The organism is Sorangium sp. So ce367, assembly GCF_051520455.1.
GTDB classification, from domain to species: domain Bacteria; phylum Myxococcota_A; class Polyangia; order Polyangiales; family Polyangiaceae; genus Sorangium; species Sorangium cellulosum_B.
The window spans coordinates 1,884,204-1,908,039 of sequence record NZ_CP150334.1; the positions used below are offsets into that span (position 1 = coordinate 1,884,204).

Consider the following 23,836-nt stretch of genomic DNA (forward strand, 5'->3'; position numbering starts at 1 on the left):
CCCGCCGGGTGTTACTGCGCCACGATCGTCGCCGCCACCTTGTCCTCGATGCCTTCCCACGTCGCCGGCCGATCCGCCGTCGAGTAGGCCTGGAGCATCACCTCTCGGTCCCCGAGCACGACGACGTAGCTCACCATCTGCACCCCGTTCTTGAGCCCGTTCTTCACGCTCACCGCCGGCCGCCCGCCCAGCGTGATGCGCGCCGCCGGGCCCTTCGTGACGGTGTTCGCCGGCCGTTGCTCGTCGAGCACCTTGCGCTCCTGCTCGAGGAGGGCGTCCAGCTGATCGGGCGGCACCGCGCCCTCGAGCGGGAAGACGGCGACCTGGAACACGACGGGCGTCCGGGGCAGCTGCCCGTACGTGTGGAAGCGGACGCCGGACAGCTCCTCGACCGACGCGGCGCTCGCGAGCGCCTCCGGCAGGTCCAGGGCGACGCCCGTGTCCGCGACCGCGGTGCGCGTCAGCGCCGGCGGCGCGCGGAGCTCCCACGGGCGGCCGGCGGCGAACGCCGTCGCCACGGACAGCGCCATCGCAGCGGCCGTCAGGGCGGCCGCCGCCGTGAGGAGGGGGCGCGGCCTCGGCTCGGCGTCCGCCGCGCGCTCGCGCTGGTCCACGGGCGTGAGGCCCCGGGGGAGGACGGTGACGACGAGCGCGAAGCCGACGACGCCGCCGCCCAGGTGCGCGAGCAGGTCGACGCCGGGCTGAAAGCTGTAGACGAGGTTGAGCCCGAGCGGCAGCCACGCGCGGCTGCGCATCTGCGCGATCATCGCGGGGGGCAGGAGCCCGTGCGGCCGGAGCGCGACGCCGATGCCGGCCGTCATGAGGCCCCAGATCGCGCCCGACGCGCCGACGCTCCACCGCTCCTCCAGCATCGCGCTCGCGAGCGACCCGCCGAGCGCCGAGGCGCCGTAGAGCAGGAGGAAGCGCCGCGGGCCGAAGAGCGCCTCGAGCATCGGGCCGAAGGACCACAGCGCCAGCATGTTGACGAAGAGGTGCATCGGGTCGGCGTGCAGGAACGCCGACGCGAGGAGCCGGTAGAGGTGCCCTTGACGCACCGCCTCGCCGCTGTTGGCGCCCATGCGCCACAGCGCCGCCTCGTGGGTGCCCGAGCCGAAGGCGTAGCTCACGGCGAGCAGCACGGCGCACGCGATCATGAGCGTCGCCGTGACGCGGCGGCTGCCCCTCAGCCTGTCGACGATCGCGCGCTCCTGCTGCGCCAGCGCCTGCCCCTCGGCGAGCGCCTCGGCGAGCGCCTCAGGCTCGAGCGGGCCCGCCTCGGCGAGGCGCTCGTGGGCCCGCTCGAGGGCCGGCAGGGCCTGCCCCTTCACGCGCGCGAGCTCGCCCGCCGCGTCGAGGTGGTGGAAGCCCATCGGCACGGGCTGCACGAACGGCGCGACCTTGGCGAGCGCGGCCCGGCCCGGGGCAGCGCCGCCGCCCACCAGCACGACGTGCGTCGGCGGCCCGCCGGGCTTCACCGCCTTCACGAGCGGCTCGAGCAGGGCGTGGAGCTCGTCGGCCGTGGGGTCCCCCGGCGCCGTGACGAGCGCGATCTGGAGGGGCGCCGACCTGCCCGCGAGGAACGCCAGGACCGGGTCGCAGCGGAGCAGCACGAGGGCGTCCGGCCCGCGGAGCAGCGCGGTGAGCAGGCGGTCGCGTCGCGCCGCCGCGTCGTCCCCGGGCGCACGGTCCATGATCGGCAGATCCACCACGCTCGCTCCTCCTCCTGCTTCCCCCTCCCGCGGGAGGTCGCGCGGCGAGCGTAGCCGAAAGGCGGCGCGCGCAGCACGGCGGAGCGCGCCCGGCGAGCTGCCGCGCTCGTCCCGGGTCGGCGCGCCCGGCCTCCTCGCTAGGGTATGTGCGACGCCCGCGCTGCGTGCGCCGCCACCTCGCGGCGGAGGGCCTCCGTGACCCCCGGCAGCTCCCTGAGCCAGTCCCGCGTCGGGCGGTTGCGCATCAGCCAGGCGACGGCGTCGTCCATGGTGCTGAACACCTCGTAACGAAGCCGCGAGCGGCTCAGCAGGATGAACTCGATGGCCACGTTGCGCACGAGCGACGCCTTGAAGCCATGGCCCTCGAACACCAGCGCGGCGCACATGCCGTGGGCCGCGAGCTCCCTGGAGAGCTCCGCGAGCGAGCTCCGGACCTCCCGCCCCGCCGGGACGGTGTTCTCCTCGAGGATGACCAGCGTCGCCTGCAGCTCGCTGCCGCGCTCGCGCAGGATGCTCCGGACCTCGCTCACCGCGGCCGCCGTGGTGTGCCGGCGCCAGATCTGGAAGAGGAGACCCTTCCAGGTGGCGACGCAGTGATCTTCGTCCAGCGCGTGGAGGAAAGGCCTCGTCGCCCTGCTTCCGCCCTCGCTGCGCGGCGGCGGCGAGCTCGCGGGCGGCGCGGGATCGTCGTGATCCCTGAGCGACGGGGCCGCGATCGTGCTGTTGAAGCAGGCGGCGACGGGGGCGGGCGGCCTCGCCGTGACCATGCCGGCCGGGGAGGCCTCGGGCGGAGGGAGCGAGCTGCGGCGACGCGCCGCCGCGGCGCCGGACGACGACTCCGGCGGCGGGAGCGAGGTGCGGCGGCGCGACGCCGGCGCGGTCGACGCCGGCGCGGTCGGCGCCACGCGCGTGGCGCCGTCGAGGAGGCGATCGAGGACAGGGCACATCGCGGACGCGCTGGTGAAGCGGGCGAGGGGGTCGCGCTCGACACAGCGAGAGAACCAGGCGTCGAATCCGGCGAAGAAGGGCGGCAGTCCGAGCTCTCCCGCGCGCCGGCTCGCGGTGGGGATGGGCGCGAACAGGATTTCCCGGAGCAGCGCCGGGAGGTCTCGGCCCTGCCAGAAGGGCTTGCCCGTGAGGGCGAAGAACGCGACGAGCCCATAGGCCCAGACGTCGCTCTGGGGGAGCGCTCCCTGGCTCTCGCGCGCTTGCTCGGGGGCCATCCAGAGGGGCGTGCCGACGGCGGCCGTCAGCGAGGCGCGCGCGTCGGCGATGATCTTGGCGATGCCGAAATCGAGGAGCTTGACCCGCGGCGCGGCGCCGTCGCCGGCTTCCTCCAGAAAGACGTTCTCGGGCTTGAGATCGCGGTGAACGATGCCCGCGCCGTGCGCGTCCTCGAGCGCGCGCCCCAGCTGCCCGAGGACGCGGCGCGCCTCCGCGATCGGGAGCGGGCCTGCCCGCTCGACGCAGGCCGAGAGGGTCTCGCCCTGGAGGAGCTCCATCGCGAGGTAGGGCAGGCCCGTCACGCCGTCGACGCCGGCGATCAGCACCTCGACGATGTGCGGCGACCCGATGAGCCCAGGAGCGCGCGCCTCTCGCTCGAAGCGGCGGCGCTCCTCGGGGTCGACGGCGCGCACCGGGTGCATGACCTTCACGGCGCGCTGGCGCGCGGTGCTGTGCTGGCGGCAGAGATAGACGCTGCCCGTGCCGCCCGAGCCGAGCGTGCGCACGACCTCGAAGTCGCCGCCGATGATGCTGCCAGCTTGCAGGCCGTAGGGTGAATCCATGGCGCGGACCGAAGCGTTTGCGTAACGGATGCGTAACGGAGCCCCCCGCGCGGGTCGCGCGCGATACCGCCGATTCAATCATGTTGTCGGCCGATGGCGAGCCGAAGACATCGCGTTGTGTGCTGTTCCAGTGGCGTCGTCCCGGTCCGACCCGGTCACACCGGCGCTCCGTCCATGGCTCGGGCGCTGCCGCCACCGCGCTCGCCGTGAGGATTGCTGAGCGAACGGTGCTTCGCTGTTGCAGTTGCAGAGGCGTGGACGGATCGTCCGCGCGGCGCGCGGTGTCAGGAGAGCTCGGCGACGACCGCGTGGTGGTCGGACGCGGCGCCGACGTCGATGACGTCGGCCAGCGCGAGCCGGCCGGCGAGCCGCGGCGACAGCAGCACGTAGTCGGTCCGCGTCTCCACCTGCGCGCCGTTGCGCCCGCGCAGCGCGGTGAACCAGCGCGAGGAGCGCGGCCTCAAAAGCAGGGCGTCGGCCCAGCCGAACGTCTCGATCGCATCCATCGTGTCGAACCGCGGCGGGCTGCCGTACTTCTCGATGCCGGCCGCCGCGAGGCGCGCGCCGAGGTCCGCGGGGTAGGGGTCGCGGCGCGACAGCGCGTTGAGGTCGCCCGCGAGCGCCCAGAGGCCCGAGGCGAACCGGGCGGGCGGCACGAGCGAGAGCAGCCAGCGGGCCTCGGTGAGCCGGCGATCCTCGCTTCCGGCGTTGAGGTGGGTGCCGAGCACCACGAGCGGCTCGCCGCCCAGCGAGAGCTCGACCTCGACGAGGCAGTGCGCCAGCGCCTCGGGCGCGTGCACGCGCGCGCCGGCGAGCGGCGCCCGGCTGACGACGGCGACGTGGTTGCGCCTCCCGTTCGGGCGCGGGTTGGCGTTGCCCAGGACGGCGTGCCGCTCGCCGGCGGGCGCGCCGATCGCCTCGGCGACGGCCCGGAGCCGGGCGCCGTCCTCCCAGCCCACGCACTCCTGGAGGACGAGCAGATCGGGGCGCGCGGCGGCGACGATCGCGAGGATCGCCTCGAACCGATCCTCGCCGCCGAAGAGGATGTTGAAGGTCATGATCTTCACGGTCCGATCAGGCTAGCTCCTCCGAGGCCGGGGCGTCTGCGCGGAGCAGCCAAAAGGCGCGCTGAATCGGGTGGACGCAGCGCCCGAGACGGCGCACGAAGCGGGCATGGCCGGCGACGTCCTCCCGATCCGCAGCGACTCGCCGCTCTACGCCGGCGCGCTCCGCCTCCGGCGCGAGGTCTTCATCGTCGAGCAGTCCGTGCCCGAGGACATCGAGATGGACGAGCTCGACCCCGTCGCGCGGCATTTCGTTGTCCTCGACGGCGGCGAGGTCGTCGCGACGATGCGGCTCGTGCCGTACGAGGGCGCGCTCAAGGTCGGCCGCGTCGCTGTCAGGAGAGACCTTCGCGGCGCGGGCCTCGGGCGGCGGCTGATGGAGGAGGCGATCCGCGTCGCCGGGGCCGAGGGCGCGCGCGCGCTGGTCCTGAACGCCCAGGTCGCTGCAGCGGCGTTCTATCGCAAGCTCGGCTTCGTCGAGGAGGGGCCGATCTTCGACGAGGCGGGGATCCCGCACACGAGGATGGTCCGGCGGATGGCCTGAACCGGCGGGTGCTGGGGATAGAGTAGAAGTTCGGCCGAGGATGGCGACGGCCCTCTGCGCGCTCGGCGCGCCACAGCAGATCGCGACCTCTGCCGTTCCATGCGCGGCCGGACGGCCCCCGCCGTTTTGCCTGGGCTGCCCCTGTACGTATCGCAGACCCGAAGATGCCAAAAAGACTCGTGGAGCGCGGTGCTGGGAGGCGTGACGAGAAAGCAGCGTGTGCCTTCTAGCGCACGTTGCGCATCGCGGTGTTCGAAGACAATCTACCTGATCAATGATGTCGAAAGCGGGCGGGCGAAGCCCCGGACTGGATGGGCCTGGCTGCCCGCGCGAAGGCCCTGCTTCAGCTCTGATCGGCTGGATTGGGATCGTCCCACGAGCCGCGTGCGCCATCACCGTCGTGACCGCTGCTGCCGTCCTGGTGGGCTGGTGGCTCGATGTTCAGACTCTCAAGAGTGTTCATCCGACCTTCGTGACCATGAAGGCGAACACGGCGCTGGCGTTCCTTGCCGCCGCCGCGTCGCTGTGGCTCCACTGCCGCGCGGGATCGCGCCTGTGGACGCGCCGGCTTTCGCGGGCGTGCGCCAGCGGAGTCGCTGTCGTCGGGTTGCTCACGTTCCTGGAATACGCGCTGAACCGGCCGCTCCATATCGATCAAATTCTCTTCCGGGAGGGGCCGGGCGCCGTCGGCACCCCTCACCTCGGGAGGATGGCTATCACGACGGCCATCTGCTTTGTCCTCGTCGGCTCGGCGCTGTGGCTCCTCGACGCGAAGGCGCGGCGCGTGCGCCGGATTTTTTCGGCGCTCGTCGTGCTGATCGCGCTGTTCGGGCAGCTGGTGGTGCTCGGATATGTGCTCGGGGTCGGGTACCTTTATGGCGTCGGGGCGACGACCGAGGTCGCGTTGCATACGGCGCTGCTCTTTCTGGTGCTGTCTGCCGGCGTCCTGTGCGCGCGGCCCGAGCTGAGCGGCGTCGAGCTGTTGACGAGCGCGGGGGCCGGCGGCGCGATGGCGCGCCGCCTGATTCTCGCTGCGTTCGGCGCGCCGTTCGTCCTCGGCTGGGTGATCGTGGAGGGGCGGAAGCTCGGCCTCTACGATTCGGCGTTCGAGTCGTCGCTCCTCGTCATCGGCTGCATCGTAAGCGCTGCGCGAAGCGCCGTCTCCCCCTGGCCGCGCTGTCCAGTTCATGATGGCGTGCATGACAAGGACGAAGGCGACCGAAGTGATGTGGTCCGAGCGCGTTCGGGCGTGGCGCGAGAGCGGTGAAACGGCGGAGGAGTTCGCGCGGAGCCGCGGATTTGCGGCCTCGACGCTGCACGGCTGGTCGAGCCGGCTGTCGCGGACCGAGCGGCCGCGCTTTCTGCGGCTGGTGCCGAAGGCGCCCGCCGTGACAAGCAGCGCTTCGGAGCTCGTCGTCGAGGTCGGTGGCGCGCGCGTGCGCGTGGCAGCGGGCTTCGACGCCGCGCTGCTGGCCGACGTGGTCCGCGCCCTCGGCGGTGGCGCGCGATGATCCCGGCCGGCGTGCAGGTGTTCGTCGCGCTGGAGCCGGTGGACATGCGCTACGGCTTCGAGCGGCTCTCGGGGCTGATTCGCGAGCGTGTGGGGTATGAGGCGCGCTGCGGAGCGCTGTTCGCGTTCATCGGCAAGCGGCGGACCAGCATCAAGATCCTCTTCTTCGACGGCAGCGGACTCTGCCTGTTTTCAAAACGTCTTGATCGCGGGGCGTTCGTGCTGCCCGACCCCCCGACCGAGGGCGCCACGCACGTCGAGGTGGACGACGCGACGCTCGAGACGCTGCTCGACGGCATCGAGATCGCGCCGACGTCCAAACCGCGAAGGCGTGCATCGCGCCGCGTCCACTGAGCCGCACGAATTCACTCGACAAGTACGCTCCGCTTACGTAGAGCGGCGTCGTGCACGACGCTGCCGCAAAGCCGACGCCGACGCCCGAGCAGCAGCGCATCGCGCAGCTCGAAGCGGAGCTCGCAGCGGCCAAGAGCGAGCTCGTCGGAGCGCGCGATGCGCTCGCGCAGCTTCGGCGCGCCTACACCCGTGCGCTCGAGCAACTCCAGCTTTTGCAACGTCGACTGTTCGTGGCGAAAGCGGAGCGCGCCGAGGTGAGCGCGGAGCAGCTCGCGTTCGAGTCGATGTTCCTCGAGGTCCAGCGTCTCCAGAAGGCACTCGACGACGCCGAGCGCAAGACGGGCGACGAGCGGCAGGACGACGACCCCAAGGGGCCGAAACGAAGGACCGGCAGCAAGGGCCGTCGCGACCTGTCCGAGTCGGACCTGCCCGTCGTCCGCATTGAGCTCTCCTGTCCTGAGCTCGATGCGACGGCGACGCGCATCGGGGTCGAGGAGACCTCGCGACTCGGCTACGAGCGCGGCGGAATGCGCCGCATCGTGCTCGCACGCGTCGTGTACAAGGCCGAGCGGTCCGTCACGGATGCGAGCAGCGCTGGCGAGGGGGAAGCTGCCCCGCTCCAGGTCGTCGCGAGAGAGGTCCCGGCGCCGACGCCCGCAGCGAGCGTCAGCCCCGAGAACACGGCAGCGGCCGGCGAGCCGAGCGCTTGCTCCACAGCGCTCGATGCGCCGCCGCCGGCGCCGAAGGGCGAGACCTGCACGGTCTTCATCACGACGCCGCTTCCGAAGGAGCTGTTCCGGAGGTCGCTTCTCGCGCCGTCCATCATTGCGCACATCCTCATCAGCAAGTACCTGCTCGGTGTCCCGTTCTATCGACTGGAGCAGCAGCTGGAGCTTCAGGGCGCGTCGCTCGATCGCGGCACGATGTGCCGCTACGCCGAAGACGCGGGCGCGACCCTGGGCGCCATCGTCGAGGCCGCGCGCAAAGAGGCCTTCGAGACCGCCTTCTGCCTGTCCACGGACGCTACCGGGGTCTCCATCCAGCCTGGGCCCATCCAGGAGCGCAAGGACAAGAAGCCCGGGCCGTGCCGCAAAGGACACTTCTTCGTCGTCCTCGCGGACAAGGATCACGTCTTCTTCGAGTACCAGCCCAAGCATACCAGCGCTGCGGTTTGCGAGATGTTCCGCGGCTTCTCTCGGTACATTCAAGCCGACGCTCACGCCATCTATGACGCCCTCTTCCGCGGCACACCACCAAGAGGCGCTGCTGCCGACGAGAAGCGCGGTCCGCCCCCGACCGAAGTCGGATGCTGGTCGCATTGCCGTACCAACTTCTGGGAGGCGGCGGTCTGCAAGCACGAGCTCGGCGTCGAGGGGCTGCGTCGCATCAACGCCATCTTTGCGGTCGATCGCAAGCTCGCGGATCTTGCGCCCGCACAGCGCAAGGTGCGCCGTGACGCCGTCGTCCGCCCCTTGGTCGACGCGTTCTTTGCGTGGGCGAGGGCCGAGCACGCGCGTCCCCGCGAGCGCGGCCTGGTCTCTACTGCGCTCGGCTACGCCCTCAATCAAGAGCAGCCCCTGCGGCGCTTCCTCGATGATGGTCGGCTGCGCCTGGAGAACAACGCGAGCGAGCGAGCTCTGCGATCCATCGCGGTTGCAAGGAAGTCCTGGCTCTTCTTCGGCAGCGACGACCACGCCTCGGCCGCCGCCAACCTCTTCTCGCTCGTGGCAAGCTGCAAGCTCCACGGTCTCGACCCCGAGGCCTACCTCGCCGACGTCATCCGCGTGATGCCCTACTGGCCGCGGGACCGCTACCTCGAGCTCGCCCCCAGGTACTGGGCGCGCACCCGCACCCGGCTCGTCGCCGACGAGCTGAAGCTCGCCCTCGGGCCGATCACCGTCCCGCCCCCGCTTCCCGCGGAAGAGCAGCACGCGACGGGCTGACTGAGCCGGTTCCATCGCCCCCATCTTGCACCAGCTGACCGAGGTTGGGGCCGACGGCGCTTCATGCAGCGCTTACGCTGCATCGTCCTCATCGTGCGCCACATCTGGAAGAGCGCTGCCGCGTTGGAATGCATCGACCGGGATCGGGGGAGGGCCGTAGAAGATCGCGGCCGACTCGCTCTCCGTGAGGAGGCCGCGCAGGCTGCCGTCCGGGAGAGAGACGAGTTTCTCTCCATCGCGTCCCACGAGCTCAGAACGCCCATCGCCGCGCTCCAGCTCACGCTGCAGGCGCTGGAGCGCAGGCTCGGAGGCGACGAGTCAGCGACCCTCCGGCACGACGGCACCGCCCGGGCGGTGGAGGGGAGCCTTCGACAGGTCGCGCGGCTGACGCGGCTCGTCGAGCAGCTGCTCGATCTGTCGCGCATCAAGGCGGGTCGTCTCAAGCTCGAGCCCGAGAGGGTCAATCTCGTCGAGGTGGTGCGTCAGGCCGTCGAGCCCCTCCAGGGGGTGCTGGCGCAGGCGGGCTGCTCGCTGTCTCTGCGCGTCGAGCGCGAGATCCTCGGTCGCTGGGATGCACTGCGGATCGAGCAGGTGGTGACGAACCTCGTGTCCAACGCGCTGAAGTACGGCGCGAACGCTCCCGTCGAGCTCAGCGCACAGCGGCGTGGGGACACGGCCGTGATCGCGGTGCGCGATCATGGAATCGGCATCGCTCCGGAGAACGCGGCGCGGATCTTCGAGCGGTTCGAGCGCGCTGTCTCGTCGCGCGACTACGCCGGGGTGGGCATCGGCCTCTTCATCGCCAGGCAGATCGTCGAGGCCCACGGCGGCTCGATCCGGGTCGAGAGCGCGCTCGGCGTGGGTTCGACCTTCGTCGTCGAGCTGCCCATCGAGCACGTGTGGGCTCGCTGAAGGCAACGCGATCCCAGCCGGAGCTGAAGCGGTCGCCGGCAGAGCGACGCGAGCCGAAGAGGGCGAAGTCGGTCGTCGAAGTCGGTGTCGAGCGGAGCGCCAGGCGGGTCGATCGGCTCGATGCGCCGCCCGCTGTCGTGGGAGGATGGCGTGATGCGCTCCACACGCCGATCCCTCACGCTCTCCCGTTCTGTCCCCATCGTCCTCGCGCACCTGGTCGTCGCGTGTGGCGGGGAGCCGGGTCCAGGCGTCGAGTCTGCCGAGGAGATCGGCGTCATCGAGAAGAGCTCATGGATCGAAGGGCGCGACGGTGGAGACAGCGCTGTCGCGTGGGGCAAGTCGGTCTGGGTCTACGGCGATACCGTCCTCACGCAGGCTGACGAGGCCGGGACCAACTGGCACCATAACTCGTTCGACATCTCGGACGATCTCGACGCGTCCGACGGCATCGGTGGCTTCTCGTCCCCGGCCGACGGCGCGGGGGCGCCGGGGTATTTCATCGCGCCCACCGCGGACGAGCAGGCGTTCAACGACGCTCACGCCGGCGACGACTGCGCCGAGGCGCCGTGCGGCGCCCGATGGGCGGTGTGGCCCGGGGCGCCGGTGTTCGATGCGGCGCGCGACCGCGCCTTGATCCCCTATGGCCTCATCTACGCGGAGCCGGGCGACTTCAACTTCCGCGGCGTGGGCCAGTCGTTCGCGATCTGGGAGGGCCTCGACGAGGCGCCGGTGCGGCCGATCGTGGACGCGAGCGCGGAGCACCCCGACCTGCTCTTCGGGGAAGGCGAGCCCGGCTGGGGTGCCGCGCTGGTCGCCCACGGCGACGACCTGTACACCTTCGCGTGCGACGGCAGCCTGTCCAAGCCGTGCCGCCTCGCGCGCGTGCCGCTCGAGACGCCCGTCGATCGAGGCGCCTTCCGCTACTTCGACGGCGATGGCTGGAGCGACGACGCCGGGGATGCCGCGGAGCTGTTCGACGGCGCGCCCATCATGTCCGTCTCGTACTGTGAGCACCTCGGGGCGTGGCTCGCGGTCTACTCGCCCCCGTTCGAGCACCGGATCGTTGCGCGCACCGCCCCGGACCTCACCGGCCCATGGTCGGACGAGGCCACCCTCTATACGGCCCCCGAGGAGCGTGCGCCGTACGACTCGGTTCACCACGCGGAGTACGAGGAGGACGGCGGCCGGGTGCAGTACATCACGTACTCGCGGCCGACGACCGGCTGGTTCGGGTCGGAGTTCGCGCTCCTGCGCGTCGTGCTGAAGTGACGGGCGAGCGCTCGCCCCTGACGGGCAATCTCCTGCGGGAGCTCAGCGGGTGAAGCGGCGGATGGCGTGCCGGATCTGCTCGGGCGCCATGGGATCCGTCGACAGGGCGCTGTGCAGCACGAGGCCCTCGATCAGCGCGTCGAGCTCCCGCGCGGTCACCGGGTCGAAGTGGAGCTCCAGCGCCCGCCGGCTCCGCAGCATCCAGGCCTGGGTGACGGCGCGCAGCGCGGGCCTCCGGGCGGCGGCGACATAGAGCTCGACGCTGAGCACCAGGTCGCGCTCCGAGCCGAGCAGGGCCGTGGTGAGGTGCTCGACGAGGAGCTCGACCGCGGCCCCGCGGTCGCACGCGGCGCGCATCTGCTCCTCGAAGCGGGCGGCCATGTCGTCCGCGTGCCGGGTGAACGCCGCGGCGAGCAGCTCGTCGATCGAGGCGAAGTGGTACGTGGTCGAGCCGAGCGGCACGTCGGCGGCCCGGGCGATCGAGCGGTGGGACGCGCCGGCGACGCCCTGCTCGGCGATCACGTCGAGCGCGGTCGCCAGGAGCCGCTCCCGGCGCCCTGGGTCGTGGCGGCGGGCCCGCCGCGCGGGGGCGGCGCGCCTCGCCCTGGCGGCGCTCATCGCGCCTCCGTCACCCTCGCGCCCCGCCCGGCGCCTGCGTGGCCCCCGCGGCGTGCGCGACGTCGAGCGCGCGGATCACGCGGGCGGGGTTCCCGACCGCGATCACGTTGGCCGGCAGGTCGCGCGTCACGACGGAGCCCGCGCCGACCACGGTGTTGTCGCCGATCGTCACCCCCGGAAGCACGATGGCGCCGCCGCCGAGCCACACGTTGTTCCCGATCGTGATGGGCTTCGCGGCCTCCCATTTCTGCCGCCGGGGCTCGGGCTCCACCGGGTGGGTCGGCGTCAGCAGCTGCACGTTCGGGCCGAACTGCACGTCGTCGCCGATCGTGATCGGCGCGACGTCGAGCGCGACCAGCCCGAAGTTCGCGAAGCAGCGCGCCCCGAAGGTGATGCGCGAGCCGTAGTCCACGTAGAACGGCGGGCGGATCTCGGTGCCCTCGCCGATCGCGCCGAGCAGCTGCTCCAGCAAGCGGCGGCGCAGCGGGCGCTGCCGGGGCGACGTCGCGTTGTAGGCCGCCATGAGATCGAGCGCAGCCGCGCTCTGCTCGGCGATCTCGGGATCGTCGGCGATGTAGAGGTCGCCAGCGAGCATCCGCTCGCGCATGGACCGGGGATCGTGAGGCGTCGACATATGGACGAGTGTACACTGTATGGGAACGGGCAGGGCGGGCTCGTGCACGGCCGCCCCGGAGAGGTCCAGTCTCAGGGGTAGACATACGGCGCGTCCAGCCCGAGCGGGAAGCCGAGCTGCCAGTACGCGAGAAGGAACAGCGTCCAGGCGACGAGGAAGGTCACCGAGTAAGGGACCATCAGCGCGACGAGCGTGCCGATCCCCGTGCCCTTCACGTACTTCTGGCAGAAGACAACGACGAGCGGGAAATACACCATCAGCGGTGAGATGATGTTCGTCGTCGAGTCCCCGATCCGGTACGCCGCCTGCGTGAGCTCCGGCGAGATGCCGATCGACATGAGCATGGGCACGAGGATCGGGGCGAGCAGCGCCCATTTCGCCGACGCGGACCCGATGAGGACGTCGGTGATCGCCGTGAGCAGGATGACGCCCACGATGGTCACCGCGCTCGGGAGCGCCAGCGCCTGCAGCCCCGCGGCGCCCTTCAGCGCGAGGAGCGCGCCGAGGTTCGAGCGGTTGAAGAGGTGGATGAACTGCGCGGCGAAGAAGGCCATGACCAGGTAATAGGCCATCGTGCTCATCGTCTTGCTCATGCCGTCGATGACGTCGCGGTGGCTCGTGAACGTGCCGGCCGCGTAGCCGTAGACGAGCCCAGGGACGAGGAAGAAGAGGAAGATGAGCGGCACGATCGCGCCCATGAGCGGCGCGCCGCTGACCGTGAGCTGCCCGCTCGGCGCGCGCAGCGGCGACGAGGCCGGCACGCTCGCCGCGACCAGCAGCGCGACGCTGGCCGCCATCGACGCGAGGGCCAGCCAGAGCGCGCGCGCCTCGCGCGGCGTGAGCGCCGCCGTCATGCGCTGCTCCCCCTCGGGCGCGGCGTCCACGGGGGTCCGGGCGACGCGCGGCTCGATCACGCGGTCGGTGATGTACCAGCCGGCCGCGACGATCACGAGGCAGGAGGCGCTGCAGAAGAACCAGTTGCAGAGCGGGTTCACGGTGCGCTTCGGGTCGAGGATGCTCGCGCCGGCCTGCGTGAGGCCCTGCAGCAGCGGGTCGAGGCTCGACGGGATGAAGTTCGCGCTGAAGCCGCCCGACACGCCCGCGAACGCCGCCGCGATGCCCGCGAGCGGGTGCCGGCCGGCGGCCTGGAAGATGACGCCGCCGAGCGGGATGACGAGCACGTACCCCGCGTCCGCCGCGGTGTGGCTCGCGATGGCCACGAGGATCAGCATCGGCGTGAGCAGCACCCTCGGCGTGACCGCGAGGACCTTCTTCAGGCCGGCGTTGATGAACCCCGAGCGCTCGGCGATGCCGACCCCGAGCAGGGCCACCAGCACAACGCCGAGGGGCGGGAAGCTCGTGAAGGTCTGCACCATGGTCGAGAGGAACTCGGTGATCGCCTTGCCCGAGAGCTGGCTGTGGATCACGAGCGGCTGCTTCGTGCGCGGGTCGATCTCGCTGAACGTGAGCGTCGCCAGCGCCGCGGAGAGGACCACGACCACCGCGGCCAGCAGGACGAAGAGCACCGCCGGATCAGGCAGCTTGTTGCCGGCGCGCTCCAGCGCGTCGAGGACGCGGCTCGCCCCGCGGAGCTCGGCGCGGGGCAGGGGAAGGGACTGCTCGGGTTGCTCGCTGGACATGCGCTCATCTTAAAGCGATCTCCCCGCGGAGCGTGACGCGCCGAGCCGTGATCGGCCGCCCGGGCCGGCGCCGGTGTGCTCGTGCAGGAGCAATGGATCAGCACCGATTGCTGCTGGAGCAGCAATGGGCGCCGGGGCCCCCGCGCAGATCAGAGCAAATGGCGCGCTTTGATCTCGAGATACCGGTTGATGAGCTGCCCGGTGAGCTGTCCGGGCGCGACGTCGAGCACCAGCGCGCCCTGGTTCTTGAGGTCGCGCACGAGCCGATCGCGGAAGCTCGAGAGCTCGGCGGCGGCGCCGCGCGTGTACGGGTCGGCGTCGCCGCCCTCGACCAGCGCGTCGATCTCCACGTCCCGCAGCAGCACCATGAGCGGCAGGTGGCGCGGCATCACCCCGCGCATCAGGCGGAGCAGCTCGCTCGCGGCGACGTCGTCGACGACCTGCGTGAAGAGCACGATCAGGCTCCGCTTGCGCACGCGCAGGCCCACGTGCTGGAACGCCGCGCCGTAGTTGGTCTCGACGAGCTCGGGGTAGAGGTCATAGCCCGCGGAGAGCACGTGCTTGGCCGCGCCCGCGCCGCTCACCGGGGGCGCGTAGCTCTTGATGCCGTCGGCGAAGGCGAGCAGGCCCACGCGGTCGCCGCCGCGCGCGGCGACGTGCGAGAGCATCAAGCTCGCGTTGAGCGCGTGATCGAAGAGCGAGAGCCCCTGCGTCTGCGCGGTCATCAGGCGGCCCGCGTCGAGGAGGAAGAGGAGGTTCTGGTTGCTCTCGAGCTGGTACTCGCGGCTGATGATCTTCTTCTGCCGCGCGGTCGCCTTCCAGTCGATGGAGCGGAACTCGTCGCCGCGGCGGTACTCGCGCAGGCGCTCGAACTCGCTCTCGCCGCCGCGCTTGCGCGAGGCGCGCAGCGCCGACGGATCGCGATCCTGGCGCGCCATGAGCTCGAAGGCGCGCACGGCCTGCACGTCGGGGTACACCTTGACCGGCGTCTCGGCCGGCACCGTGACCTGCCGGATCCAGAGGCCGAACGGCGAGAGGTAGCGCACGTGGTGATCGCCGATCGTGTGCGCGCCGCGGCGGGTGGGGCGCACGTGGTAGCGGGCCGTCGCGCGCTCCCTGGGCGGGAGCTCGAGCTTCACGGGCAGGTCGTCGCTCTCGGCGTGATCGAAGAGATCGTCGGCGACCTCGATCGACAGCTTGCGGCGCGAGAGCGAGCGGATCTCGAGCGTGATCAGGTTCGGGCGCCCGATGGAGAGCACCGCGGGGGCGTGGCGCTTCACCGTCACGAGCGGCCTCCGCGCGAGGAGCGCGTCGATCGCGGCCCAGAGCGCGATGCCCGCGTCCGCGGCGAGCATGGGCAGGAGCAGCGTGCGATCGACGAGCGTCGCCACCGCGAGCCCGAGGGGCACGATCGCGAGCAGCACGAGGGCGCGCGAGGGGATCATCGCGCTCAGGCCGCCGTCTTCGGCACCTTGGCCTCGCGGAGGATGTCGTCGACGCAGTCGTCGGCGCTCACGCCCTCGATCTCGGCGTCGGGGTGCAGGATGAGCCGGTGGCGCAGGATCGCGGGCGCGAGCGCCTTCACGTCGTCGGGGATGACGTACTCGCGGCCCTCGCTCGCGGCCATGGCGCGCGCGACCGCGAGCAGGCCGATCGACGCGCGCGGCGAGGCGCCGAGGTAGACCGAGCGGTGCACGCGGCTCCGGCCGACGATGTCGGCGATGTACTCGATGATGCCGTCGTCCACGCGGATCTGCGCGAGCCCCTCGCGCATCTCCACGAGCTCTGCGGCGGTGGCGATGCGCTGGATCTCGAAGCGATCGAGGCGCGCCGCGTGGAAGCCGTTGACGTGGTTCTTGAGGATCAGCCGCTCGACCGCCTGCGAGGGGTGCTTGACGTTGACCTGGATCAAGAAGCGGTCGAGCTGCGCTTCGGGCAGCGGGTAGGTGCCCTGCGACTCGATGGGGTTCTGCGTGGCGATGACGAAGAACGGATCCGGCAGCGCGCGCGTGATGCCGTCGGAGGTGACCGCGAGATCTTGCATCGCCTCGAGCAGCGCGCTCTGCGTCTTGGCGGGCGCGCGGTTGATCTCGTCGGCGAGGAGGAGCTGCGTGAAGATCGGCCCCTCGTGGAAGACGAAGCGGTCCTCCTTCTGGTTGAAGACGTTGCCGCCGGTGACGTCGCTCGGCATCAGATCGGGCGTGAACTGGATGCGCTTGAACGTGGCGCCGAGCACGTGCCCGAGGGTGCGGACGAGCAGCGTCTTGCCGAGGCCGGGCACGCCCTCGATGAGCACGTGACCGCCGGCGAGGACGGCGACGAGCGTGTGCAGGATGAGATCGTCCTGGCCGAGGAGCACCTTGCCGGCCTCGCGGCGGAGGAGATCGAAGCGATCGCGGAATTCAATCGGGTTCATGTCGTCTTTCGATCGGAGGTTCGCTGACCGGTCGCGTCGAGGAAGCCCTGGAGCTCGCGCACGAGCTCGAGATCGGCGGCGGCGCCGTCGCGCGCGCGAGGCGAGGGCCGCGCGCCGCGCGCGCTCTGCGGCGCGCGGAGCGACGAGGCGGGCGCGGCGTCCTCGCGGGCGCCGGAGGCCTCGACCAGCACGCGCATCACCTCGGCCTCGGGGCGGCCGGTGCGCGCGGCGATCGCCTCGGCGAGCGGGATGAGGCCCCGCCGGCCGGACTTGTGCACGCGCTCGCGCAGGCGATCGAGCGCCCAGCTCGCGTAGAGGCCCGCGGCGTGGCGCGAGGCGCGCGCGCGCCGGTAGGCGAGGCCGAGCGCGCGCGCGTGATCGGCGAAGGCGCGGCGGCCCGCGGCGGGCGGATCGCGGAGGCGCGCGAAGGCGCTGCCCTTCCAGAGGTAGAGCAGCGCGAGGAGCAGGAAGAGCTGCGCGATCACGGGCCAGAGGTTCGCCTCGCGCACGGCCTCGAAGGGCGTCTCGGCGCCGACGCCGGTCCACTCGTCGACGATCTCGACCTCGGTCGCGTACGGCGCGAACCGGAGCAGATCAAGGAAGAGCTGCGCGTTGTCGGGGGCCGCGAGCGAGACGTTCGACACGAGGCGATCGTCCGCGACGACGACGACCTTGCCCTCGCCGATGCGGCGGACGACGCCCGCGGTCGAGGACGACTCGCCCCGGAGGATCATGTAGAGGTCCTCGGGCTCGTCGCCGTTCGCCTCGACGAGGCGCTTGCCGGGCGGGAGCGAGGCGCGGAGCCCGCGCGACCAGTCCGCGGCGAGCGCCGTCGACGTCTCGGCGTCCTGGGCCACGCGCAGGCCGAGCTCGACCTCGTCGGGAAGGCGCGGGAGCCCGGCGAGGAAGAGCGTGCCGCCCTTGTCGCTCACCCACGCGAACAGGTCCTTCCACGTCGCGTCGTCGATCGCCGCGCCCGGCAGCACCACCAGCGCGAGCGCGCGATCGGGCGCCGCGAGCGCCTCGCCGCGGCGCCGCGCCTTGAAGCCCTGCTCCTTGAGCACCTCGAGCACCGCCTGGGTGCCCGAGGGCGACCGATCGCCGCCGCCCTCGTCGCCGCCGCCGTGCGGCGTGCAGGAGAGCGCGGCGGAGAGGCCGAAGGCGGCGAGCGCGAGCGCGAGCGCGCGGCTCACGAGCGGGACGACGCGGTCCATCACCGCGCGGAAGATCGGCTCGGAGGGCGGCGTGACGCCGAACTGCACGCCCTCCACGTCGCGCACGATCGATCGCATCGCGCCCTTGAGATCGGGCCGCTCGCGCAGGCTTCGCACGTAGTCGCCGTTGGTGCGAGAGGGGTGGATCTCGATGAGACCATCCCCGTCGAGGCGGCGCAGGAGCGCGGCGTACGCGTCGTCGATCGCGCGCGCGTGGTCGCCGCGGGCCGCGTGGCTGCGCGCGCGCGCGAGCAGGCGCTGCACGTCGGTCTCGACCTCGCGCCGCGCCGTCTCCTCGGGCGTGGGGCCGCGCGCGGGCGCCCTCTCCCCCTTGGCCTCGTCGGCGGGCGCGCGATCGCGGAGCAGGTTCTTCAGCAGCGCGTGGATCACCCCCCCGAAGAAGACAACGAGCAGGCCGATGAAGAGCACCGACGCGAAGAAGCTCATCCCCGAGAGATCGACGCGCATCTCGGGCCAGGGGCGGCGGCGCTCGTCCTCGCTCGGGCCGCGATCGGTCGGCGCGCCGCCCGCGGGGTGTTTGCCGGACGCGTCCCGGCCGCCGCGGCCGCCGCGGCCGGACCCGGCCGATCGCGAGACCTCGACCGGGGGCAGCTTGCACGCGGCGGGGAGCTCCGGGCACACGTCGCTCGATCCGGCGATGATCGGGCACCACGCGTGCTCCTCGGGCGTGAGCGGGTAGTCGTCCTCGTGGCAGAAGCGGTAGCGATCGTCCTCGAGGACGTCGCGCACGCTCCAGTGAACATTCTCTTCCACGTCCTCCGCCCGGGCGTCCCGCGCGAGCGGCGCGCCGGCGGAGAGCGCGACGAGGGCGGCGAAGAGGCGCGCGCGGCGGCTCACGCGGCGGCCCTCTTCTCGCCTTCGCGCGCGGCGATCGCGAGGAAGCGGAGCTGGATGTCCCAGCCGTCGGCGCGCGTGCGCGCGTCGATGTAGTGGAGGAAGCGCGCGGTCGCGACGTACGGGATGCCCGCGAAGAAGCCCGCGAGCGCGAAGGGCGAGCCGCCGTCGTCGACGAGCGCGCCGAACGGCTTGCCGAGCTGGAGGATCCCGCCGACGAGCGACTGGCCGAGCAGCTCCGCCGTGAGCGCGACGCCGGCCTGCGCGAGGAGCAGCGCGATCAGCGCGCCCAGGACCGCGGCGACGCGGCCGGTGACGAAGCGGCTGCTGCGCTGGATGGCGTCGCCGGCGTCCGCGGCCTCGAGCAAGCTGGCCTCGTGCACGAAGACGAGGCGCGGCCAGGCGAGGGGGAGGCCGAGGAACATCGGGAGCGCGGCCGCTGCGAGCAGGAGGCGGCTCAAGAAGAGCATCCACAGGTACGACCAGAGGCGCGCCCTGAACAGGCGGAGCACCTGGCCCGCGCCGAGCTCCTCCGAGAAGAGCAGGCGCCCCACCGCGACCGTGAACACGCCCTGCGCGACGCCGCCGAGCGCGATCGCGACGCCCCACACCGCGAGCCACGACCAGCCCGCCGCATACCGCAGCGCGAGGCAGCCGGCAAGCATCGGGAGGAAGAGGATCGCCGAGAGCCGCGCGTAGAGGCCGAGCGCGAGCGACATGGAGAGGCGGCAGGCGAGATCGAGGATCTCGGAGAGCGGGCGCGGGCGCAGCACGATCGCGGAGGCGCCGAGGTTCATCGCGAGGCCTCCTTCGCGGGGCGACCCGCGAGCGCGAGGTAGAGGACGATGAGCAGCGAGAAGACGCCCGAGGCCGCCCACTTCACCGGCGGGGGGAGCCCCGAGGGGGACCAGAAGCCCTCGATCCCCGCGGCGATCAGCAGCATCGCCGCCGCGCCGAGGATCTGGCGCACGATCGACGGCGCCGCGCGGCGCAGCGAGCCGACGCGCGTGCGGCCGCGCGTCTCGACGAGCGCGTAGCCCATCTCGAGCCCCGCGCCGCCGGCGATCACGATCGCGGTGAGCTCGAAGGGCGCGTGGCTGCACATGAACGTCCAGATGTTGCCGCCGTGGCCCACGCTCATCACGTGGCCGACGACGGTGCCGGTGAAGAGGCCGTTGTAGATGAGGAAGAAGATGCTGCCCGCGCCGAAGAGCACGCCGGTGGCGAAGCAGCGGAAGGCGATGCCGACGTTGTTGAAGACGTAGAACCCCGCCATGCCCGTGTCGGTGCCCGCGTCGCGCCCATTGAGGCCCTCGCTGTACATCTGGGCCATGGCCTGGAGCACCGGGCTCGGGAGCACGTGGGTGGCGAACTCGTCGGAGGCGAGCGCGCCCGCGATGCCGACGAGCGAGGGGAGGAAGAAGAGCGCGCAGGCGATCGCGAAGAAGCGGCCGTTCGCGCGCAATGCGCGCGGGAAATCGCGGGTGAAGAAGGAGACGATGTCGGGGAGGCGGAAGGGCTCCGCGCCGTAGAGCGCCGCGTGCGCGCGCGCGGCGAGCGCGTCGAGGTACGCGGTGAGATCGGGCGTGTAGCGCGCCGCGCGCGCGCGCATCAGATCGGTGCAGAGCGAGCGGTAGAGCGCGGCGAGGCGCGAGATGGCGGCGCCGTCCTTCTTCGCGAGCGAACCGCTGTCGTGGAGCAGGAGGCCATCGAGCTCCTGCCAGTCCGGCCTGCGGGCCGCGACGAACTCGTCCTGGGAGCGGGCGCCGATCACGCGCTCACCTCCTTCTTGCGCTTGCGGCGGGGCTTGGGGGCGCTCGCGGCCTCCTCCTGGCCGCCGCGGTGCGCGTGCGCGCGGTGGTGGAGGACGCCGAGGAAGCGCGCGGCGTCCTTGTAGCGGACGCCCATGCGCCGCGCGAACACGGGCGCGGTCATCTCCGCGAGCTCGCTCGCGCGCGCGGGCGAGAGGCGATCGAGGCGGCGGAGGAAGAGCTCGATGGCGTCGAGCTCCTCGCCGGAGAGCGGGAGGCGCGCGGGCAGGCTCGAGAGCTCCGCGGGGCTCGGCGGCGGCCGGAGGACGAGCGGGCCGGCGACCGTGTGGCGCGCCTCGACGATCACGAGGGTGCCGCCCACGAGATCGCCGAGGCGGCGGAAGCGCGGATCACGGCCCATGACGGCGAGGCCGACCGCGTACGTGCCGAGGAACGAGAGCGGATCGATGAACGGGGGGAGGAGATCCGCGGCGCGCAGCAGGTTGCGCAGCAGGCTGTCCCCGAAGCGGAGCGGCTGGCCGCCGTCGGTGACGACGCGCAGCGAGAGGGCGCGCTTGCCGGGCGTGCAGCCGCCCCAGAGGGTCTCGAAGAAGACATAATACCCCCACTCGATCGCGAAGAGGACCAGCAGCACGAAGCCCGTCGACGCGCCGCGCAGCGCTGGCCCCACGGCGACGCCGCCGACCGCGGCGAGCATCCCGACCGCGAAGACGATGACGCCGCGCACCACCAGGTCGATGAGGTACGCGAGCGCGCGCCGCGCCGGGCCCGCGATCTGGTGGCGGAACCGCACGTGCTCCGGCGTCTCGATCTCGGCGCTCGTGTCGAGCGGCTCGCGGAGCGTCTCGCGGTGGATCATGCGGCGAGGAGGGCGATCAGGAGCCCGCCCTGGGCGGGGCGACGACGACCTTGGTGCCGGCGATGCGATCGTGCAGGCAGCGGCGGTCATCGCTGAAGATCATGAGGCCGTCGACCAGGTTGACGATCGAGCTGAGCGCCTGGCCGACGGCGGGGATGAGGCCGGGGAGCGCGAGGACCCAGTTGCGGACGATGACGCCGGACACGAAGTCGACGCGCGAGCCGTCCGACTTGATGATCTTGATCTTCGTCCACGTCTTCCCGAGCGTCTGCCCGCGCGTGACGATGAGGTACCACTGGTAGATGACGAGCGGGAGCGGGCCGAGGAGCGCGCCGACGCCGATCATCAGGTAGAGCTTTCCTTCGGGGTGGAGCGTCCCCTCGTCGGTCGCGATGCCCTCGATAGCGCCGGTGGCGACGAGGAGGATCACGGCGGGGATCATGGAGCCGATGAGCAGCAGGTTGTCGAGGATCCGCGCGCCGAGCCGCGTGCCGCGCTCGGCGAGGACGTGCTCGTCCGGCTCGTCCTCGCGATAGGAGCGCGCGTCGTCGGTCGTCGGTGCGGCGTACGGGTTGTACTCGTGCCTGGGATCGTCGAGCTGCATGCCCCCTCCTCCTCGTCGGAATTGCATCACCCGAGCGGCAGCGCGTCAATTGGCCGAGCCGCTCGGCCCCGCACGGCGCGCGCGGGATCGCGGAGCGCGCCCGGCCACGGCCTCCCTGAGAGACGAGCACCGTCGGGGAGCCGAGAGCCGTCGCCCCCGCCGGGCGCCGTGGACGACCTCCTGACGCCACCGCGTGTGGCCACGTGTCGAGATCGTCGACGAGTACAAAGGTCGTCGCTCGGCCCCGCCGGCTGGGGGGAAATCGACTGTTCATGCAACCACGGAGTCCTTCGCGTGGACTCCGTGCCATGGCATCAGCGGCCCACGCAGGTCGCAGCGCGTGATTGGCGCTCTGCGCCTGCTAGGGCGGATATCGGTCGGGCGCCCGGGGGAGCGAGAAGGTCCCGCGGATCCGCTCGGCCGGGCGGTTCAGGCGCGCGCTCATGGTCGCCTCGAAGGTGCCCTTCACCGGCGCTCCGACGCTCGTGAACTCGGTGACCCTGAGCTTCGCGGTGTCCGAGGTCCACTCCGACCCTGTCTTCGGATCCAGGAAGCGCACCCGGATCACCTCGAGCTCTCCCGGCAGCTTGAGGCCGGTGGCGACGATATCGAAGTACGTGCCCCCTGCGCCGCACGAATCGAGGATGAGCCGCGGCGCCTTCGCGTCGGGATCGAGGACCTCGGCGTAGGGCCCGGGCATGGGATCCGCCACCTCGTAGGTGGACTGGCACGGACCCTCGAGTCGGCGCACGCTCCCGCCCTGCTCGATCTCGATGCGGCCGTCGCCGCCGATGCGCGATCCGCGCCTCGGCGGAGCGGCGCCCGGCTCGGCGCTCGGGGCGGAAGTCGCTTCGACCTTCGGCAGCGCCGAGGCGAGGGGCTCGGGCGGCGCGGGGGGGCGCGCGGGCGAGGCGAGCGGCGCGGCCGCCGGGGCGGGCGGCGCCTGTTCTACGGTGATGCGATCCCGCTCGGGCGACGACGGACAGGCGAGGAGCTGCGATGCCACGAGGCCGGCCGCCCCGACCTGGCTTGCCACCCGCCTGCGCGCGCCGCTCAGGGCCGCCTCTCCTGTCCGCTCACCCCTTGTTCCGCCCACCCCGCGACCTCCGGTATTCGTCGAGCTCCTCGCGGCCCGCCTTCCCGTTCCGCTCGAGCGTCTTCAGCCAGCCGTCGCGGTATTCCCGCATCGTCTCCGCCACGGTCTCGGCGACGACGAGGTTGCGGTACCACTTCGCGTCGGCCGGCACGACGCACCAGGGCGCGTGCTTGGACGAGCAGCGCCGGAAGACCTCGTCGTAAGCCTCGGTGTACTCGTCCCAGTGCTCCCGCTCTTTCCAGTCGTTCACGTTGAGCTTCCACGCGGTCGACGGGTTCTCCTCGCGCTCCAAGAGCCGCTTCTCCTGCTCCTTCTTGCTGATGTGCAGGAAGAACTTGATCACGATGGTCCCGTGCTCGGCGAGCAGCTCCTCGAAGTCGTTGATGTGACCGTAGCGCTCCCCCCAAAGCGACTTGGGCTCGAGGTCGTGCACGCGTACGACGAGCACATCCTCGTAGTGAGAGCGGTTGAAGATGGCGAACTCCCCCGCGCGCGGCGCCTGCCGGTGGATACGCCACAAGAAGTCGTGCTCCCGCTCCTCCTTCGTGGGCACGCCGAACGAGCTCACCGTGACGCCGCGCGGGTTCAGCGCGCCGACGACGTTCTTGATCGCCCCGTCCTTGCCGGCCGCGTCGCGGCCCTGAAGGACGATGAGGATGCTGTGTGTCCTCGCTCCCCACATCAGCTCCTGCAGCTCGAGCAGCTCTTCGCCCAGCTCCTTGAGCCGCTCCGTTGCCTCCTGCTTCGTCGCGTCCCGAGGCGGATCGGTCGAGACGTCGTCGAGGCGAAACTTCGAATCAGGCTTCGTGAGTCGCGTGATGGGCATGCCCGCGAGCCTACACGATCCCGCAGCGTCCCCATCGCCGGAGTGACGCGCGACGTCAAGGCGCCGTTGCGGATGACGCGACGAGCGGACAGTCACATCGGCGGTGCCTAAGGAAAATCCTGTTGCAGAAATGAAATGAACTACGTACCGTCGAGGTCGGAAGGGCATCGCCATGCGCCTGTCCTCGTCCCTCGGGTGCTTCCGATGGTG

Annotated in this window: 22 protein-coding genes and 1 pseudogene; 8 read left to right on the forward strand and 15 right to left on the reverse strand. The window is 71.8% G+C overall.

The window, feature by feature from the left end; translation table 11 throughout:
- Window positions 1-11: 11 nt before the first annotated feature.
- From WME97_RS07285 to WME97_RS07295, 3 genes are all read right to left on the reverse strand, one after another.
- Window positions 12-1,709 (reverse strand): rhomboid family intramembrane serine protease, encoded by a 1,698-nt coding sequence (locus tag WME97_RS07285; RefSeq protein WP_437550586.1) that lies wholly within the window; start codon window positions 1,707-1,709, stop codon window positions 12-14.
- 137 nt (window positions 1,710-1,846) lie between these two features.
- Window positions 1,847-3,496 (reverse strand): protein kinase domain-containing protein, encoded by a 1,650-nt coding sequence (locus tag WME97_RS07290; RefSeq protein ID WP_437550588.1) that lies wholly within the window; start codon window positions 3,494-3,496, stop codon window positions 1,847-1,849.
- Window positions 3,497-3,780: 284 nt separating this feature from the next.
- Window positions 3,781-4,554 carry an endonuclease/exonuclease/phosphatase family protein gene (locus WME97_RS07295; protein WP_437555335.1) on the reverse strand — a complete coding sequence of 258 codons (774 nt, stop codon included), beginning with the start codon at window positions 4,552-4,554 and terminating at the stop codon, window positions 3,781-3,783.
- Window positions 4,555-4,633: 79 nt separating this feature from the next.
- Between WME97_RS07295 and WME97_RS07300 the strand changes: the two genes are divergently transcribed.
- The 8 genes and pseudogenes from WME97_RS07300 (at window position 4,634) to WME97_RS07335 (ending at window position 11,092) form a co-directional block, all read left to right on the forward strand.
- Window positions 4,634-5,104, forward strand: coding sequence for a GNAT family N-acetyltransferase (locus WME97_RS07300; RefSeq protein WP_437550589.1), 471 nt, complete (start codon window positions 4,634-4,636; stop codon window positions 5,102-5,104).
- Window positions 5,105-5,381: 277 nt separating this feature from the next.
- Entirely contained in the window at window positions 5,382-6,371 is a 990-nt protein-coding gene (locus WME97_RS07305) for a hypothetical protein (RefSeq protein ID WP_437550591.1), read from the forward strand.
- Window positions 6,331-6,489: pseudogene (gene tnpA / locus WME97_RS07310) on the forward strand (IS66 family insertion sequence element accessory protein TnpA); the annotation flags it as partial. The gene WME97_RS07305 and the pseudogene tnpA, both read left to right, overlap by 41 nt.
- A 3-nt stretch (window positions 6,490-6,492) precedes the next feature.
- Window positions 6,493-6,615 (forward strand): hypothetical protein, encoded by a 123-nt coding sequence (locus WME97_RS07315; RefSeq protein WP_437555699.1) that lies wholly within the window; start codon window positions 6,493-6,495, stop codon window positions 6,613-6,615.
- Complete coding sequence (gene tnpB, locus WME97_RS07320) at window positions 6,612-6,968, forward strand: IS66 family insertion sequence element accessory protein TnpB (RefSeq protein ID WP_437550593.1); 357 nt, start codon at window positions 6,612-6,614, stop codon at window positions 6,966-6,968. The genes WME97_RS07315 and tnpB overlap by 4 nt, the downstream gene beginning before the upstream one ends.
- Before the next feature lie 50 nt (window positions 6,969-7,018).
- Window positions 7,019-8,911, forward strand: coding sequence for an IS66 family transposase (gene tnpC, locus WME97_RS07325; RefSeq protein WP_437546099.1), 1,893 nt, complete (start codon window positions 7,019-7,021; stop codon window positions 8,909-8,911).
- Window positions 8,912-8,974: 63 nt separating this feature from the next.
- Window positions 8,975-9,823 (forward strand): sensor histidine kinase, encoded by an 849-nt coding sequence (locus WME97_RS07330; protein ID WP_437550595.1) that lies wholly within the window; start codon window positions 8,975-8,977, stop codon window positions 9,821-9,823.
- 153 nt (window positions 9,824-9,976) lie between these two features.
- Complete coding sequence (locus WME97_RS07335) at window positions 9,977-11,092, forward strand: DUF4185 domain-containing protein (protein ID WP_437550597.1); 1,116 nt, start codon at window positions 9,977-9,979, stop codon at window positions 11,090-11,092.
- A gap of 42 nt (window positions 11,093-11,134) precedes the next feature.
- Here WME97_RS07335 and WME97_RS07340 read toward each other — a convergent pair whose 3' ends face one another.
- The 12 genes from WME97_RS07340 to WME97_RS07395 form a co-directional block, all read right to left on the reverse strand.
- A complete protein-coding gene (locus WME97_RS07340; protein ID WP_437550599.1) occupies window positions 11,135-11,710 on the reverse strand; it encodes a TetR/AcrR family transcriptional regulator in 576 nt (191 codons plus the stop codon).
- A 10-nt stretch (window positions 11,711-11,720) separates the two neighbouring features.
- Window positions 11,721-12,344, reverse strand: a complete 624-nt coding sequence (locus WME97_RS07345; RefSeq protein WP_437550600.1) for a sugar O-acetyltransferase — start codon at window positions 12,342-12,344, stop codon at window positions 11,721-11,723.
- Window positions 12,345-12,415: 71 nt separating this feature from the next.
- On the reverse strand, window positions 12,416-13,984 hold the full coding sequence (locus WME97_RS07350) for an AbgT family transporter (protein ID WP_437550602.1): 1,569 nt from the start codon (window positions 13,982-13,984) through the stop codon (window positions 12,416-12,418).
- A gap of 149 nt (window positions 13,985-14,133) precedes the next feature.
- Window positions 14,134-15,429, reverse strand: coding sequence for a DUF58 domain-containing protein (locus WME97_RS07355; protein ID WP_437550604.1), 1,296 nt, complete (start codon window positions 15,427-15,429; stop codon window positions 14,134-14,136).
- 5 nt (window positions 15,430-15,434) lie between these two features.
- Complete coding sequence (locus WME97_RS07360) at window positions 15,435-16,400, reverse strand: AAA family ATPase (protein WP_437550606.1); 966 nt, start codon at window positions 16,398-16,400, stop codon at window positions 15,435-15,437.
- Window positions 16,397-18,472, reverse strand: a complete 2,076-nt coding sequence (locus WME97_RS07365; protein ID WP_437550607.1) for a DUF4350 domain-containing protein — start codon at window positions 18,470-18,472, stop codon at window positions 16,397-16,399. The genes WME97_RS07360 and WME97_RS07365 overlap by 4 nt, the downstream gene beginning before the upstream one ends.
- Entirely contained in the window at window positions 18,469-19,266 is a 798-nt protein-coding gene (locus tag WME97_RS07370) for a hypothetical protein (protein ID WP_437550609.1), read from the reverse strand. Before WME97_RS07370 ends, WME97_RS07365 begins: the two co-directional genes overlap by 4 nt.
- Window positions 19,263-20,243: a stage II sporulation protein M gene (locus WME97_RS07375; RefSeq protein WP_437550611.1), complete on the reverse strand. Its 981-nt coding sequence runs from the start codon at window positions 20,241-20,243 to the stop codon at window positions 19,263-19,265. The genes WME97_RS07370 and WME97_RS07375 overlap by 4 nt, the downstream gene beginning before the upstream one ends.
- A complete protein-coding gene (locus WME97_RS07380) occupies window positions 20,240-21,100 on the reverse strand; it encodes an RDD family protein (protein WP_437550613.1) in 861 nt (286 codons plus the stop codon). Before WME97_RS07380 ends, WME97_RS07375 begins: the two co-directional genes overlap by 4 nt.
- Before the next feature lie 16 nt (window positions 21,101-21,116).
- A complete protein-coding gene (locus WME97_RS07385) occupies window positions 21,117-21,704 on the reverse strand; it encodes an RDD family protein (RefSeq protein WP_437550615.1) in 588 nt (195 codons plus the stop codon).
- A 361-nt stretch (window positions 21,705-22,065) separates the two neighbouring features.
- The gene (locus WME97_RS07390; protein WP_437550616.1) at window positions 22,066-22,800 is read right to left on the reverse strand and encodes a hypothetical protein; all 735 of its coding nucleotides are present in this window, start codon (window positions 22,798-22,800) and stop codon (window positions 22,066-22,068) included.
- Window positions 22,781-23,626 (reverse strand): PPK2 family polyphosphate kinase, encoded by an 846-nt coding sequence (locus tag WME97_RS07395; RefSeq protein ID WP_437550618.1) that lies wholly within the window; start codon window positions 23,624-23,626, stop codon window positions 22,781-22,783. Before WME97_RS07395 ends, WME97_RS07390 begins: the two co-directional genes overlap by 20 nt.
- Window positions 23,627-23,836 lie beyond the last annotated feature (210 nt).

What these genes read in the sequence shown, in the direction of transcription:
- WME97_RS07290 (WP_437550588.1), bottom strand. Translation starts at nt 3,496, where the DNA reads ATGGATTCACCCTACGGCCTGCAAGCTGGCAGCATCATCGGCGGCGAC.
- WME97_RS07295 (WP_437555335.1), bottom strand. Translation starts at nt 4,554, where the DNA reads ATGACCTTCAACATCCTCTTCGGCGGCGAGGATCGGTTCGAGGCGATC.
- WME97_RS07305 (WP_437550591.1), top strand. Translation starts at nt 5,382, where the DNA reads ATGTCGAAAGCGGGCGGGCGAAGCCCCGGACTGGATGGGCCTGGCTGC.
- tnpB (WP_437550593.1), top strand. Translation starts at nt 6,612, where the DNA reads ATGATCCCGGCCGGCGTGCAGGTGTTCGTCGCGCTGGAGCCGGTGGAC.
- WME97_RS07330 (WP_437550595.1), top strand. Translation starts at nt 8,975, where the DNA reads ATGCAGCGCTTACGCTGCATCGTCCTCATCGTGCGCCACATCTGGAAG.
- WME97_RS07335 (WP_437550597.1), top strand. Translation starts at nt 9,977, where the DNA reads ATGCGCTCCACACGCCGATCCCTCACGCTCTCCCGTTCTGTCCCCATC.
- WME97_RS07340 (WP_437550599.1), bottom strand. Translation starts at nt 11,710, where the DNA reads ATGAGCGCCGCCAGGGCGAGGCGCGCCGCCCCCGCGCGGCGGGCCCGC.
- WME97_RS07345 (WP_437550600.1), bottom strand. Translation starts at nt 12,344, where the DNA reads ATGTCGACGCCTCACGATCCCCGGTCCATGCGCGAGCGGATGCTCGCT.
- WME97_RS07350 (WP_437550602.1), bottom strand. Translation starts at nt 13,984, where the DNA reads ATGTCCAGCGAGCAACCCGAGCAGTCCCTTCCCCTGCCCCGCGCCGAG.
- WME97_RS07355 (WP_437550604.1), bottom strand. Translation starts at nt 15,429, where the DNA reads ATGATCCCCTCGCGCGCCCTCGTGCTGCTCGCGATCGTGCCCCTCGGG.
- WME97_RS07360 (WP_437550606.1), bottom strand. Translation starts at nt 16,400, where the DNA reads ATGAACCCGATTGAATTCCGCGATCGCTTCGATCTCCTCCGCCGCGAG.
- WME97_RS07370 (WP_437550609.1), bottom strand. Translation starts at nt 19,266, where the DNA reads ATGAACCTCGGCGCCTCCGCGATCGTGCTGCGCCCGCGCCCGCTCTCC.
- WME97_RS07380 (WP_437550613.1), bottom strand. Translation starts at nt 21,100, where the DNA reads ATGATCCACCGCGAGACGCTCCGCGAGCCGCTCGACACGAGCGCCGAG.
- WME97_RS07385 (WP_437550615.1), bottom strand. Translation starts at nt 21,704, where the DNA reads ATGCAGCTCGACGATCCCAGGCACGAGTACAACCCGTACGCCGCACCG.
- WME97_RS07395 (WP_437550618.1), bottom strand. Translation starts at nt 23,626, where the DNA reads ATGCCCATCACGCGACTCACGAAGCCTGATTCGAAGTTTCGCCTCGAC.